The sequence below is a fragment of the Caballeronia sp. NCF2 genome, from assembly GCF_023631205.1.
Classification (GTDB): Bacteria; Pseudomonadota; Gammaproteobacteria; order Burkholderiales; family Burkholderiaceae; genus Caballeronia; species Caballeronia zhejiangensis.
In genome coordinates this window covers 328,393-341,854 of sequence record NZ_JALQDN010000064.1, presented here as the reverse complement: position 1 = coordinate 341,854, position 13,462 = coordinate 328,393, and the positions used below count along the sequence as shown (strand labels likewise).

The window sequence follows — 13,462 nt, the reverse complement described above, 5'->3', positions numbered from 1 at the left end:
TGTGTCAGTTCAGAAATTCTATATTTTCTTATTTCAACTCGGCGTAATGTTTGCGTGTTGCAGCGGCTCGCTCCGTTCGAAGCGAGTCATCCGAGAAGCGGATGTCGTCAACGAGAAAACCTCATGGAGTACATTCGATGAGCACCGTACTACCTGCAGCGCACGCGGCCGAACAAAACGCCGCATCGAATCTTTCCGGCCGACGAGCGATCGTCGTATCGACCATCGGCAACGCGCTCGAATGGTTCGACTTCATGGTTTACGGCTTCTTCGCCGTCATCATCGCCAAGCTGTACTTTCCCGCAACGAATCCCACTATTTCGCTACTCGCGACTTGGGCGACTTTCGGCGTCGGCTTTCTGACGCGTCCGCTCGGCGGCATCGTCTTGGGCGCGGTCGCGGATCGCGTCGGACGCAAATCAGCGCTCACGCTCACGATTTCGCTGATGGCGGTCGGCATCGCGATCATCGCGTTCGCGCCGACTTATGCGGCAATCGGCATCGCCGCGCCCTTGCTGATGCTGCTCGGCCGCCTGATTCAGGGCTTCTCCGCAGGCGGCGAAGTCGGCTGCGCGACGGCGTTTCTCGTCGAATACGCGCCCGCCAACAAGCGCGGTTATTTCGGCAGCTTCCAGATGGTCGCGCAGGCCGCCGCGAGTCTCGCCGGCTCGTTTTTCGGCGCCGTGCTCACGCGCACGCTGAGTCCCGAACATCTGAATAGCTGGGGCTGGCGCATTCCGTTCGTGATCGGTCTTCTGATCGTGCCCGTCGGCCTGTATCTGCGCTCGAAGCTCGATGAATCGCCGGTCTTCGTCGAGAAGGCGCAAAAGAACGAACTGAGCACACGCCCGATCCGCGATACCGCCACGAAACACTGGATGTCCGTGCTCGCTGGCTTCGGCCTGACGGTGTTCGGCACCATCGGCACGTACATCTTCCTGCTGTATCTGCCGACGCACGCTACGCGCGTGCTGCACATGGCGCTCACCGACGGCCTCATCAGCTCGACGATCGGCGCGCTCGTCTATCTCGTCTGCTGTCCGATATTCGGCCGGCTCTCGGACCGTATCGGCCGCAAGAAGCTGATGGCGACCGCGCTCACGCTGTCGCTCGTCACCGCATATCCGATCTTCGCCGTGCTCACCGCGCATCCGAGCCTGCCGATGCTGATCGTGTGTCAGGCGCTTTTGATGACTTATCTCGGCATCTTTCAGGGCTGCTATCCCGCGTTCATCTCCGAGTTGCTTCCTTCGAGCGTGCGTTCGACCGGCATCTCGGTGAGCTACAACGTCGCGGTGATGATCTTCGGCGGCTTCGCGCCCGCGATCGTGCAATGGCTCACGATGACCACGGGCGATCCGCTGTCGATCTGCTACTACGTGATCTTCGGCAGCGCGGTCGCGCTCGTGACGATCTTCCCGCTGCGCGACCGATACAGCGAGGCGCTGCGGTAAGTTCGCTGCATCCCGTTCCCAAAGGAAGGAGAATGGACGGCCCGCATGGAAGTCGCGCACGCTTAAGTCTGATTTAAGGAAGCGCGCTTAATCTGAAGTCTGACCGACCCACCCTCCTTCCGGCCGCGCAAGCGGCCATTTTTTTTGGAGCGACGCGATGCAGATGATTCTCCGCATGATCGTGATCCTCGTCGTGCTCGTTCTCTTCACGACGGTCGGCGTGTCCATCCTTTCCGTTTTCGCGCGCGGCCTGATTTCGCACTGAAGGCTTTCATCGGCTGCGGGCATGCTTCGTGCCCCTTCAGAATCTCGCGGCCCGCGCGGGCTTTCGATCGAGAAAGTTTCGCGGCGGATGCCTATACTGGCTGAGTGTCGTCTTTCGCCGCATTGCCGGCGCACGAAAGTCCTGCGCCGCCGCGCAGACCCTTTTCGCCGCCGTTCCTCCGCGCCACCGGCGCGCGACACGCTTCGCCGCATCTTCGCCTCTCTCATGTTCCGCCGCTTCATCGCCGCATTCGTGCAGCAGCTTGCTGCGCAATTCCAGGAGATTGCCCGATGCCACAACGTCCCATCCCCCAATCGAAAACCACGCACGCCGATACACCGAACAAGACGCTTCAAGCCGCACCCGCAGGCGACTCGACCGTCAGCTTCACCATGACCGTCAACGGCCGCAGCGAAACGCTTTCCCTCGACCCCCGCACCACGCTTTTAGATGCATTGCGCGAGCATCTTCATTTGACCGGCACGAAGAAAGGCTGCGATCACGGCCAATGCGGCGCATGCACCGTTCATGTGAACGGACGCCGCGTGAACTCGTGTCTGTGCTTCGCCGCCGCGTGCGAGGGCGACACCGTCACGACCATCGAAGGCATCGGCGAAATCGAGGCACTGCATCCGTTGCAGGCCGCGTTCGTCGAATGCGACGGCTATCAGTGCGGCTACTGCACGGCCGGCCAGTTGATGTCGGCGGTCGCGCTGCTCGATGAACCGATCGGCCCGAGCGACGACGACGTGCGCGAAGCGATGAGCGGCAACCTGTGCCGCTGCGGCGCGTATCAGAACATCGTCAGCGCGATCCAGTCGGTGCGCGCGAACAAGCCGTCGTCGAAATAAGGAGAGCGACATGGATATGTTCCAGCTCTCTCGCGCGCGCGACATGCGCGACGCGATTAATGCGGGCGCGCTCGCGCATACCGCGCAGCAAGGCGCCGAAGTGCGCTTTCTCGCGGGCGGCACGACGCTGCTCGATCTCATGAAGCTCAACGTCGAGCGGCCGATGCGCGTCGTCGATATCAGCCGTTTGCCGCTCGACAAGATCGAGGAAACGAAGGACGGCGGCGTGCGTATCGGCGCGACTTCGCGCAACTCCGATCTCGCGCATCACCCGCTGATCCGCGATCGTTATGCGGTGCTGTCGCAAGCGGTGCTCGCGGGCGCGTCGGTGCAGTTGCGCAACATGGCGACGACGGGCGGCAACATCCTGCAGCGCACGCGTTGCGTGTACTTCCGCGATACGACCTCGCCGTGCAACAAGCGCGAGCCCGGCAGCGGCTGCTCCGCGATTCAGGGCTTCAATCGCATGATGGCGATCATGGGCACGAGCGAATCGTGCATCGCGAGCAATCCGTCGGACATGTGCGTCGCGTTGCAGGCGCTCGAAGCGACGATCCACGTCGAAGGCACGGGCGGCAAGCGCGCGATCCCCATCGACGAGTTCTTCCTGTTGCCGGGCACGACGCCCGATCGCGAGAACGTGCTCGATGCCGGCGATCTCGTCACGCATGTCACGTTGCCGCCGCCGGTCGACGGCGCGCGCTCGGCTTATCTGAAGCTGCGCGATCGCGCATCGTACGAGTTCGCGCTGGCGTCGGCGGGTGTCGTGATCGGCGTGAAGGACGGGCGCATCGAGCATGCGCGCGTCGCGCTCGGCGGCGTCGGCACGAAGCCGTGGCGCTCGCGCGAAGCGGAGAAGGAGCTGATGAACGCGACGCCCGATGAAGCCACGTTCAAACGCGCTGCCGATGCTGCGCTCGCCGATGCGAAGCCGCAAAGCGAGAACGGCTTCAAGGTCGAGTTGTCCAGGCGCTGCATCGTTCATACGCTCAAGCTCGTTACCACGCAAACTTCCTGAGGATCGCGACATGTCCACGGCGCCCGATATCAAACCGTCCGCATTCATCGGACGGCCTCAGTCGCGCATCGACGGACCGCAGAAGGTTTGCGGCCGCGCGACCTATACGACCGACGTCGATCTGCCCGGCATGCTCCATGCCGTGCCGGTCGGCAGCACCATCGCGAGCGGCAGGATCACGTCGCTCGAATTCGCCGCCGCGCAAGCGATGCCCGGCGTGAAGCTGATTCTTCATCGCGGCAATATCGGCCGCTTCTATCGCATCGCCGGCAACTCGATCGATACCGGTTACGTCGATGAAAACCGTCCGCCTTTCGAAGACGACATCATTCGCTATTACGGGCAGTATGTCGCGCTCGTCGTTGCGGAGACGTTCGAAGCGGCAAGCGCCGCGGCTGCCGCGGTCAAGGTCAGTTACGACAAGACGCCGCACGATGTGAGCGCAAAGCTCGATGCCGGCGACAAGCTCGACACACACAGCGAACGCGGCGATCCCGACAAGGCGTTCGACGATGCGCCCGTGAAGATCGATGAAACGTACGTGACGCCCGTCGAAACGCATAATCCGATCGAGCTGCACGCGACCATCGCGCACTGGAACGGCGAGAGCTACACGTTCTACGAAACGAGCCAGGCGGTCGCGAATCATCAGGGCACGCTGATGCAGATGATGGGCCTGCCGAAAGAGAAAGTGCGCGTGATTTCGCGCTATCTCGGCTCGGGCTTCGGCGGCAAGCTGTGGATGTGGCCGCATTCGCTGCTCGCCGCGGCCGCGACGCGCCAACTGGAGCGCCCGGTCAAGCTCGTGCTCTCGCGCAAGATGATGTTCCAGAACGTCGGGCACAGGCCGACCACGCAGCAGCGCGTGCGGCTCGCGGCGACGCAGGACGGCAAGCTCGTGTCGCTACGGCATGACTTCGTGAATCACGCGGCCATCGCCGACGATTACACGGAAGATTGCGGCGAAGCGACGCCTTCGATGTACAGTACGCCCAATCTGCGCGTGACGGGCGGCACGGTGAAACGCAATGTCGGCTCGCCGACGTCGATGCGCGGACCCGGCGCGGTGCCCGGCCTCTTCGCGCTCGAATCGGCGATGGACGAGCTGGCCATTGCGTTGAAGATGGATCCGGTCGAACTGCGCCTGCGCAACGAGCCCGAAGTGGATGAAAGCAGCGGCTTGCCGTTTTCGTCGCGGCATTTCGTCGAATGCCTGAAGACCGGTGCGGAGAAATTCGGCTGGTCGAAGCGCACGCCGGACGTAGGCTCGATGAAGCGCGACGGCCTCACGCTCGGCTGGGGCGTGGGCGCGTGCAGTTGGCCGGGGCTGCGCTTCTCGGCGGACGCGACGGTCGATCTTCGTGCGGACGGCACCGCGCGCGTCGCGTGCGGCACGCAGGATATCGGCACGGGCACGTACACGATCCTCGCGCAGATCGTCGCGGAACATACGGGCATCCCGCTCGACAAGATCGAAGTCGGCCTCGGCGATACGGCGCTGCCGCTCGGTCCTGTTTCGGGCGGATCGGCGGCGACGGCATCGGTGATTCCGGCGGTATCGGATGCGGTGCGCGAGGCGATCAAGACGCTGCTGGCGCGCGCCGCGAAGATCGAGGGATCGCCATTCGCGGGCGCGAAGGCCGACGAGCTTGCGATGAGCAACGGACATGTGCATCGCAAGAACGAAGCGCCGGAAAGCGGCGTGCCGTTCGCGCGCATTCTCGACGCGGCGAAACTGCATGCGGCATCGGGCAGCGGCAGCGCGAAAGGCGGCTTCGACGATCCGCTCAAGAAGGACTGGTCGATCCATTCGTATGGCGCGCATTTCGCCGAGGTGACGTGGGAGCCGGCGACCGCGCGTCTGCGCGTGAGCCGCGTCGTGACCGTGATCGATGCGGGCAAGATCCTGAATCCGCGCGCGGGGCGTAATCAGATCGAAGGCGCGGTCGTGATGGGCGTCGGCATGGCGCTTTTCGAGCACACGGTATACGACGAGCGAAGCGGCGCGCCGGTGAACAGCAGCCTCGCGGATTACGTCGTCGCGACCAATGCGGATACGCCGAAGATGGACGTCACGTTTCTCGATTATCCCGATACGGTCTTCAACGAGCTGGGCGCGCGCGGCATCGCGGAGATCGGGCTGGCGGGCATCGCGGCGGCGATTACGGGTGCCGTGTATCACGCGACGGGCGTGCGTGTGCGAAAGCTGCCGGTGATGATCGAGGATTTGTTGAAGGCGTAGCGTCGGTCTCGTCGCGCTGTTCGAGCGGCCCGGTTTTTCGCGCGGTTTGTTTGCGCGAGGCCGGGCCGATGCACTGAGAACGCTATCCGTCGACGGCTACCCCGCCCTCACGGGACGCTAAACGGGCGGCCCGTCCAGGCACGCGCATTGCACCTCCCCCACGCTTCGCCCCTCCCCCAAGACGCGCTACCATAGGCACCAGCCCATTCCCCAAACCCCTGTGTAGCAGCCATCTCAGCCGGAGTGCCCATGAACGACATGATCAAACAACACGGCCTGCAGGTCGACGCGAATCTCGCGAAGTTCGTCGACGAAGAAGCCATCCCCGGCACGGGCGTCGATAGCGCGTCCTTCTGGAAGGGATTCGATGCCATCGTTCACGATCTCGCGCCGAAGAACCGCGCACTGCTCGCCGAACGCGACCGCCTCCAGACCGAGCTCGACAACTGGCATCGCAGCAACCCCGGCCCCGTGCGCGATCTACGCGCCTATCGCAAGTTTCTCGAAGAGATCGGCTATATCGTGCCCGCGCCCGCGCATGTGAAGGCCAGCACCGCCAATGTCGATCGCGAAATCGCCGAGCAGGCTGGCCCGCAACTCGTCGTGCCGCTCTCGAATCTGCGCTATGCGCTCAACGCGACCAACGCGCGTTGGGGCAGCCTCTACGATGCGCTCTACGGCACGGATGCCATCGACGAAAACGACGGCGCCGAGCGCGCGGCGCAGTTCAATCCGAAGCGCGGCGCGAAAGTGATCGCCTATGCGCGCGCGTTCCTCGACGACAACGCCCCGCTCGATCACGGCTCGCACGCCGACGCGACCAAATACAGCGTCGAGCAAGGCAAGCTCGTCGTCACGCTGAAGGACGGCGGCAAGACCGGCCTTGCGAACGCCGAGCAGTTCGCGGGCTTTCAGGGCGACGCGAAAGACCCGTCCGCGATTCTGCTCAAGCACAACGACCTGCACTTCGAGATTCAGATCGACGCGGACAACTTCATCGGCAAGACCGATGCGGCGCACGTGAAGGACGTGCTGATGGAAGCGGCCGTGAGCACGATCATCGATTGCGAAGATTCGGTCGCGGCCGTCGATGCCGCCGACAAGACGCAGCTCTATCGCAACTGGCTCGGCCTGATGCAAGGCAATCTCGCCGAGCAGGTCACGAAGAACGGCAAGACCTTCACGCGCGCGATGAACCCGGACCGCGAGTACGCCGCGCCGAACGGCGGAACCGTCAAGCTGCACGGACGTTCGCTGCTGTTCGTGCGCAACGTCGGCCATCTGATGACGAATCCCGCGGTGCTCGACCGAGATGGCAACGAGATTCCCGAAGGCATCCTCGATGCGGTGATGACCGTGCTCGGCTCGATGCACGATCTCAAGAACAAGATGAACTCGCGCACGGGGTCGATCTATATCGTGAAGCCGAAGATGCACGGCCCCGCCGAAGTGGCGTTCGCGGACGAGCTCTTCACGCGCGTCGAAGACCTGCTCGGCCTGCCGCGTCACACGATCAAGATGGGCATCATGGACGAGGAGCGACGCACGAGCGTGAACCTCAAGGCGTGTATCGCGGCGGCGGGCGCGCGCGTCGCATTCATCAATACGGGCTTCCTCGACCGCACCGGCGACGAAATGCATTCGTCGATGGAAGCCGGCCCGATGATGCGCAAGGGCGACATGAAGTCGTCGAAGTGGATTGCCGCGTACGAACGCAGCAATGTGCTCGTCGGCCTGAACACTGGCTTGCGCGGTCGCGCGCAGATCGGCAAGGGCATGTGGGCGATGCCCGATCTGATGCACGCGATGCTCGAACAGAAGATCGCGCATCCGAAGGCAGGCGCCAACACCGCATGGGTGCCCTCGCCCACCGCGGCCACGCTGCACGCGCTGCACTATCACATGGTCGACGTGCAACAGGTTCAGCAGGAACTCGAAAGCGTCGACTACGAAAGTCAGAAGAACGAGTTGCTCGATGGCTTGCTGACGATTCCCGTCGTCGACAAGCCGTCATGGTCGGAAGACGACATCAGGAACGAAATCGAAAACAACGCGCAGGGCATTCTGGGTTATGTGGTGCGCTGGGTCGATCAGGGCGTCGGTTGCTCGAAGGTGCCGGACATTCACGATGTCGGCCTGATGGAAGACCGCGCGACGCTGCGCATTTCGAGCCAGCATATCGCGAACTGGCTGCGTCACGGCATCGTCACGGAAGAGCAGGTTCGCGCGACGCTCGAACGCATGGCCGCCGTCGTCGACAAGCAGAATGAAGCCGATCCGTATTATCGCCCGATGTCGCCCGCGTTCGACAGTTCGTTCGCATTCAAGGCCGCGTGCGCGCTCGTCTTCGAAGGACGCACGCAACCGAGCGGCTATACGGAACCGCTGCTGCACAAGTTCCGTCTCGCCGCGAAGGAATCGATGTAACGGTCAAAGCGCGCGCACGAATCGGCGTGCGCGCGCTGTCTTTCACTGCTCCGACCAGAGTTTGCCCGCGGTCGCCCAGTTCTCGCGTTTCACGTCCGTCAGAATGATGTCCACCGAGCCCGGCTCGCAGCCGAGCGTTTCGCACGTCGTGCGCGTGATCGCTTCGACGAACTTGCGCTTCTCTTCCACCGTGCGGCCTTCGAACAGTTGAATGTTGAATGTCGGCATTGCGTTGATCTCCTTTTGAAAGCGGTATTAGTCGCGATACGACGCGTCGATGCGATCGAGCTTGCGCAATAGCGCCGGCCATTCGAGCGCGCCTTCGACGGCGTCATCGTCATGCAGTTGCGCCGCGGTGCGCGTGACGACTTCCGGCGTCGGCACGATCATCTTGCCCACGCCCGCAAGCGCGCGAAGCTGAATATCGCATGCCTTGACGAGCATATCCATCAGCACATAAGCCTCGGCGATCGTGCGCCCGAGCGTGAGCGGTCCATGATTGCGCAGCAACATCGCACGATGCGCGCCGAGACTTTTTACGAGCCGCTCGCCTTCCGCCGGCGAGAACGCGAGCCCTTCGTAATCGTGATACGCGAGATGTCTATGAAAGCGCATCGCGTGTTGCGATGCGGGCAGCAGGCCGTGCGGTTGCGTCGATACCGCGATCGCCTCGCGCACGTGAAGATGCATCACGCACACGGCGTCCTCCCGCGCGGCATGGACGGCGCCGTGCAGCGCGAAGCCCGTCGCGTTCACCGGATGCGCGCTCTCGCCGATTACGTTGCCGTCGATATCGATCTTCACGAGATTGCTCGCCGTGACTTCATCGAACGAAAGCCCGAACGGATTGATGAGAAAGCGCCCCGGCTCGCCCGGCACGCTCGCGGAAATGTGCGTGTAGACGACATCGTCCCAGCCGTTGAGCGCGACGAGCCGATACGCTGCCGCGAGATCGACGCGCGTGGCCTGTTCGGCTGCCGATCGCGGCCCGCTTTCCGCGATCCTGCGCTCAGGCGTGTGGGTGAACGACATGCGAGTCTCCTTGTTTGGATGATCCGGACAGACGCCGCTCGAGCAGAATCACCGCCCAGGACGCAAGCACGAACGGCGCGGTCAACGCAGCGATGCCGATGCAATCGATCACGCGCTCGATCAGCACCGCCGCGACGATCGCGACGAGCGCATAACGCGTGCCGAGCTTCGCGGCCGCGAGCGCCGCAAGCGCCGCATTGAAGCCGCACGCGCCCGAGAGCACGACGGCATCACTTGCACCGCCGAGTGCGTGCAACATGGCGCCGAGCGCACTGCCCGCGAGCGCCCAGCCCGCCTGCGCGGGCCGCGACGCGAACAATCCCGCCGCGATCAGCGCGCCGGCGAGCGCGCCGGTCGCGAAGGTGATCGGCGCGAGACCCGCGAACGCGGCCTGAAGCATTGGAATGAAACCGGCGGCGACTTGGGGAATCGCGCCCGTGTCGCCGCGCTCGCTCAAAAGCGGCAGCCAGCACCACGTCACGATGATGGCGGGGCTGGAGAAGATCGGCAACCGGTAGCGCGAGAGCACGCGCGAAAGCACGTTGGCGAGGAAAGTGGCGAACATCGCCGCGACGATCGCGACGGCCGCGGCGCGCGATGCATCGTCGAGAAACGTGAATGCGGCGAGCGCCGCAAGCGCGCCGTTGAAACCGTAGAGATCGTCGCGGAACGCGGGTGCGTCGTCGTTTTCGACGATCACGCTGATGACATTGCCCGTCAGCGTGCCGATCAGAAGCCCGCACGCGAGGCGCGGACTCGCGCTCAGCACCGCGAGGAACAGCAGCGCGCCGGTCGCGGCGTTGCGCTGAAGGACGATCTGTCCCATCGCGCGAGCGAAGCTGCGGAGTTGATCGCCGAAGGCGGCGTTCGATTGGAGAGCGGTGGACATGCTGGACGGCGACGGCATGGAAAGCCGCCAGCATAAAGCAGCCGGCGCGCGCCGTGCGGCGGCGGGCCGAATAACCTGTATGTGGCTTGACGCAGAAGGCGCGACGAGTGTCGCGCCGGGTAAAACCGAAACTTAGTTGAACGCCATCGGGACGAGCGGCGTCGAATCGCCTACACCCGGGTTCGCCAAAGACAGATCGGCGCTGATCTTCACGATCTCCGTGACGTTTTCGCGGAAATTCGGATGTTTTTCCCAGGTGATGTAGCTGGCGTCCATGACAGCGGAAAGTGTAAGCAAGGCGAAAGCGATTTTTTCGAGCACTTCGTAGCGGCGGCGCATGATTTGTTCCTCAAACTTTGCGACATTGTAACAGACTTAAGGGTTTTCCCCTATCTCACTGTTGCAATGCCGCAAATCACGCGCCGTTACTGTCGTTGCGCTCCGGCCCTTTTCACATCGACGTTTCGAGCATCGCCTCGTAATCCGCGCTCGACGCCTCGCGCGGATTCGTCTTATGACTGTGATCCTTGAGCGCGCCCGCGATGATGCGCGGAAACATCTCGCGCGTCACGCCGAGTTCAGCGAGGCCACGTGGCAGGCCGAGCGTCGCGGTCATCGAGCGCAGCGCACCGCCGACTTCATCGCCGGACTTCAGGCCCATTGCCTGCGCGATGCGGTCGAGCTTGCCTTCTTCGCGCATCGTCGGCGCGCTGCTGTTGAACGCGATCACCGCCGGCAAAAAGATTGCGTTGAGCGTGCCGTGATGCAGTTTCGGATTGATGCCGCCGAGCGAGTGGCTCAGGCTATGCACGCAACCGAGGCCCTTCTGGAACGCGAGCGCGCCCTGCATCGATGCGCTCATCATGTTCCAGCGCGCGGTGCGATCGGAGCCGTCCCGCGTCGCGCGCTCGATGTGCCGCCACGCGCGCCACAATCCGTCGAGCGCGATGCCATCGGCGGGTGCGTTGAACGCGGGCGCCATGAACGTTTCGAGGCAATGCGCGATGGCATCCATGCCGGTCGCGGCGGTAAGCATCGGCGGCAGGCCGAGCGTCAGTTCCGGATCGCAGATCGCGACCTTCGGCACGACGTGCGGCGAGATCACGCCGACCTTGCGGCCATCGTCGAGAATCAGGATCGCGCCGCGGCCCACTTCGCTGCCGGTGCCCGCGGTCGTCGGAATGGCGATGACGGGCGCTGTCTTCGCCGTGATGCGCGCGAGGCCGCCTTCGATGACCGCGAAGCCTTGTAGCGGACCGTCGTGCGTCGCGCACACGGCCACGCCCTTCGCGAGATCGATCGATGAACCGCCGCCCGCCGCGATCACGCCGTCGCATTGATTCTCCTTGTACATCGCGACGGCTTCGCGCACGGCGGCTTCGTTCGGATTGGGCGGCGTCGAATCGAACACGGGTACGGCCGACGATGAACCGAGCGCGTCGAGCACCTTGTCGAGCAGGCCGGCCGCGCGGATGCCGGCATCGGTCACGATCAGCGGACGATGAATGCCGATGCGTTCGCACTCGCCCGCAAGCAGGCGCACCGCGCCGAAATCGAATTGAATCTGCGTGATGTAGTTGATGAGGGGCATGGGTGTCTGAGGGAAAGTTAGGGTCGGAGGCAGCGCGGTGACGTCAGTATAAGAGCGCGCTGTTACCGGTACAACTTTCCCTCGACGCCGGTCAAAAGCGAAAATCGTCGAAGAACTTTTCGCGTTCCATCACGGTGAGCGCGGCGCGCTTGTGCGGAAAGTCGAATTCCTTCAGCGTATAAAAGCCCATGCGATGCATGTAAGCGATATGTCGCACATGATCGACGCGCGGTTCACCAACGAGGCGTTCCGTGCGCGGATCGTCGATGAACATGTAGTGCAGCACGCCGCTCCACCATGCCTTGAGCTTGCCTGCGCTCTGGAACTGCGCATCGCCGATCAGCAGATGCAGTCCGCGATCGAAGTCGCCTGCATCATAGAACGGGCCCAGGCGATCTTCTTTCGCCCAATAGAACTCGAAGTAGCCGAAGGGCTTGTCGTCGAAATAGCCGATCATCGGATGCATGTGCGGATCTTCGCGGCGTTCCGCGAGATAAGCGGCGTGTTCGGCGCGCGTGCCGCGCTGATCCCAGAAGTATGCGACGCGATCGAGATTCATCCATTCGCTGAAGACTTCGGAATCGGCGTCGGGGTCAGCTGTGCGCAGGCTGAAGGTCATGTCGATCTGCGGGAAGTGACGTTCGTAGATCGTGCCTTCGGCGTTCGTTGGTCTTTGCGGATGTGAGACGCCGTTGGTTTGTGTATAGCGCAGCAGCGTGTCGCTCGATGCGGGCGCCTTGAGCCATGGGCGCGCGATTTGCCAGAACGTTTTGCGTGATGTCGTCAGGAGAAGGTGATCTTCGTGCTGCTGTGCGATGTCGATCAGGTTCTCGTTTCGCGCTTGCGCGATGAAGGTTCTTGTGCGGTGGGCTTCGTTGGAAACGTGTGGAAGTGCGATCGTTGCCGTGCGGCGCTCAGGGTCGTTGCAGTAGATTTCGCATAGGGCCGTCAGTAACGCGTCGGTGTGACACGCTGTCAGCGTGCGGTCAGGCGATTGTTCGACAGTCGCCGCTACTTCGGGATCGAAACGTATGTTCATCGGTGAGTCTCCGGATTTGCTTCAAGTATTCGGCTTTCGCTTCTGGTTTCGCTTCTGGTTTCGCTTCTGGCTTCGCTTCTGGTTTCGCTTCTGGCTTCGCTTCTGCTTTCGTGGAATCCTGTAATCGCGTCGGTCTATTAGCACTGCCCCTGTGCGGGGCGGCACTCACTTTCTTTGCTGCTGCAAAGAAAGTAAGCAAAGAAAGCAGCTACTGATACGCCCGCGGTCACACGCAATTTGGGTAGTCCTCTCGTCCATCGTGGGCTGCCTAAAGAGTGCCCTCAAACACCTAATCGGGCTTGGCTCGCGCACGGTCCGTCTCATCGCACCACACACCAAACTGGTTCAGCACCAAATAGCTCCAGCCCGCTTCGCGGCCGACCGGTCAATCGGGTCTGCGTGTGCTTCGCTACTAACGTCTCAATCTCACTGCAATCGCCGCCCTTTGGTGTCCCTTGCATACCCGGCGGCAGCGCGTAGCGCTGTGCCGAAGCTCTTTCGTGCTGAACCAGCGCCCTCGAAGTTATTGGGCGGCAGACCGTGCGCGAGCCAAGCCCGATTAGGTGTTTGAGGGCACTCTTTAGGCGAGTGCCGCCTAGGACGAGAGGACTACCCAAATTGCGTGTGACCGCGGGCTTGAAAAGCTGCTTTCTT

The 13,462-nt window shown here is 62.9% G+C and carries 11 protein-coding genes; 5 read left to right on the top strand and 6 right to left on the bottom strand.

Annotation, left to right across the window (positions count from 1 at the left end; genetic code table 11):
- Positions 1 to 137 precede the first annotated feature (137 nt).
- From NCS02_RS24650 to NCS02_RS24630, 5 genes are all read left to right on the top strand, one after another.
- Complete coding sequence (locus NCS02_RS24650; protein ID WP_008347670.1) at positions 138 to 1,454, top strand: MFS transporter; 1,317 nt, start codon at positions 138 to 140, stop codon at positions 1,452 to 1,454.
- Between the two features lie 657 nt (positions 1,455 to 2,111).
- On the top strand, positions 2,112 to 2,570 hold the full coding sequence (locus NCS02_RS24645) for a (2Fe-2S)-binding protein (protein WP_008347667.1): 459 nt from the start codon (positions 2,112 to 2,114) through the stop codon (positions 2,568 to 2,570).
- A 10-nt stretch (positions 2,571 to 2,580) separates the two neighbouring features.
- On the top strand, positions 2,581 to 3,588 hold the full coding sequence (locus NCS02_RS24640; protein WP_284504386.1) for an FAD binding domain-containing protein: 1,008 nt from the start codon (positions 2,581 to 2,583) through the stop codon (positions 3,586 to 3,588).
- A 10-nt stretch (positions 3,589 to 3,598) separates the two neighbouring features.
- Positions 3,599 to 5,830, top strand: a complete 2,232-nt coding sequence (locus tag NCS02_RS24635; protein ID WP_250503576.1) for a xanthine dehydrogenase family protein molybdopterin-binding subunit — start codon at positions 3,599 to 3,601, stop codon at positions 5,828 to 5,830.
- A 249-nt stretch (positions 5,831 to 6,079) separates the two neighbouring features.
- Positions 6,080 to 8,257 carry a malate synthase G gene (locus NCS02_RS24630; RefSeq protein ID WP_250503575.1) on the top strand — a complete coding sequence of 726 codons (2,178 nt, stop codon included), beginning with the start codon at positions 6,080 to 6,082 and terminating at the stop codon, positions 8,255 to 8,257.
- 42 nt (positions 8,258 to 8,299) lie between these two features.
- On the opposite strand, the gene NCS02_RS24625 is transcribed toward NCS02_RS24630, so the two are convergent.
- The 6 genes from NCS02_RS24625 to NCS02_RS24600 form a co-directional block, all read right to left on the bottom strand.
- Complete coding sequence (locus tag NCS02_RS24625; protein WP_008347661.1) at positions 8,300 to 8,485, bottom strand: 4-oxalocrotonate tautomerase; 186 nt, start codon at positions 8,483 to 8,485, stop codon at positions 8,300 to 8,302.
- Positions 8,486 to 8,512: 27 nt separating this feature from the next.
- A complete protein-coding gene (locus tag NCS02_RS24620) occupies positions 8,513 to 9,289 on the bottom strand; it encodes a class II aldolase/adducin family protein (protein ID WP_250503574.1) in 777 nt (258 codons plus the stop codon).
- Positions 9,267 to 10,178: an urea transporter gene (locus tag NCS02_RS24615; protein ID WP_250440861.1), complete on the bottom strand. Its 912-nt coding sequence runs from the start codon at positions 10,176 to 10,178 to the stop codon at positions 9,267 to 9,269. Before NCS02_RS24615 ends, NCS02_RS24620 begins: the two co-directional genes overlap by 23 nt.
- Positions 10,179 to 10,310: 132 nt before the next feature.
- Complete coding sequence (locus NCS02_RS24610; protein ID WP_008347655.1) at positions 10,311 to 10,517, bottom strand: hypothetical protein; 207 nt, start codon at positions 10,515 to 10,517, stop codon at positions 10,311 to 10,313.
- A gap of 112 nt (positions 10,518 to 10,629) precedes the next feature.
- A complete protein-coding gene (gene gbd / locus NCS02_RS24605) occupies positions 10,630 to 11,769 on the bottom strand; it encodes a 4-hydroxybutyrate dehydrogenase (RefSeq protein ID WP_250520032.1) in 1,140 nt (379 codons plus the stop codon).
- A 91-nt stretch (positions 11,770 to 11,860) separates the two neighbouring features.
- Positions 11,861 to 12,808: a GNAT family N-acetyltransferase gene (locus NCS02_RS24600; protein WP_250503572.1), complete on the bottom strand. Its 948-nt coding sequence runs from the start codon at positions 12,806 to 12,808 to the stop codon at positions 11,861 to 11,863.
- Positions 12,809 to 13,462 lie beyond the last annotated feature (654 nt).

Excerpts from the sequence above, each read along its gene's own strand:
- NCS02_RS24650 (WP_008347670.1), top strand. The coding sequence starts at position 138 with ATGAGCACCGTACTACCTGCAGCGCACGCGGCCGAACAAAACGCCGCA.
- NCS02_RS24645 (WP_008347667.1), top strand. The coding sequence starts at position 2,112 with ATGACCGTCAACGGCCGCAGCGAAACGCTTTCCCTCGACCCCCGCACC.
- NCS02_RS24640 (WP_284504386.1), top strand. The coding sequence starts at position 2,581 with ATGGATATGTTCCAGCTCTCTCGCGCGCGCGACATGCGCGACGCGATT.
- NCS02_RS24635 (WP_250503576.1), top strand. The coding sequence starts at position 3,599 with ATGTCCACGGCGCCCGATATCAAACCGTCCGCATTCATCGGACGGCCT.
- NCS02_RS24630 (WP_250503575.1), top strand. The coding sequence starts at position 6,080 with ATGAACGACATGATCAAACAACACGGCCTGCAGGTCGACGCGAATCTC.
- NCS02_RS24625 (WP_008347661.1), bottom strand. The coding sequence starts at position 8,485 with ATGCCGACATTCAACATTCAACTGTTCGAAGGCCGCACGGTGGAAGAG.
- NCS02_RS24620 (WP_250503574.1), bottom strand. The coding sequence starts at position 9,289 with ATGTCGTTCACCCACACGCCTGAGCGCAGGATCGCGGAAAGCGGGCCG.
- NCS02_RS24615 (WP_250440861.1), bottom strand. The coding sequence starts at position 10,178 with ATGTCCACCGCTCTCCAATCGAACGCCGCCTTCGGCGATCAACTCCGC.
- NCS02_RS24610 (WP_008347655.1), bottom strand. The coding sequence starts at position 10,517 with ATGCGCCGCCGCTACGAAGTGCTCGAAAAAATCGCTTTCGCCTTGCTT.
- gbd (WP_250520032.1), bottom strand. The coding sequence starts at position 11,769 with ATGCCCCTCATCAACTACATCACGCAGATTCAATTCGATTTCGGCGCG.
- NCS02_RS24600 (WP_250503572.1), bottom strand. The coding sequence starts at position 12,808 with ATGAACATACGTTTCGATCCCGAAGTAGCGGCGACTGTCGAACAATCG.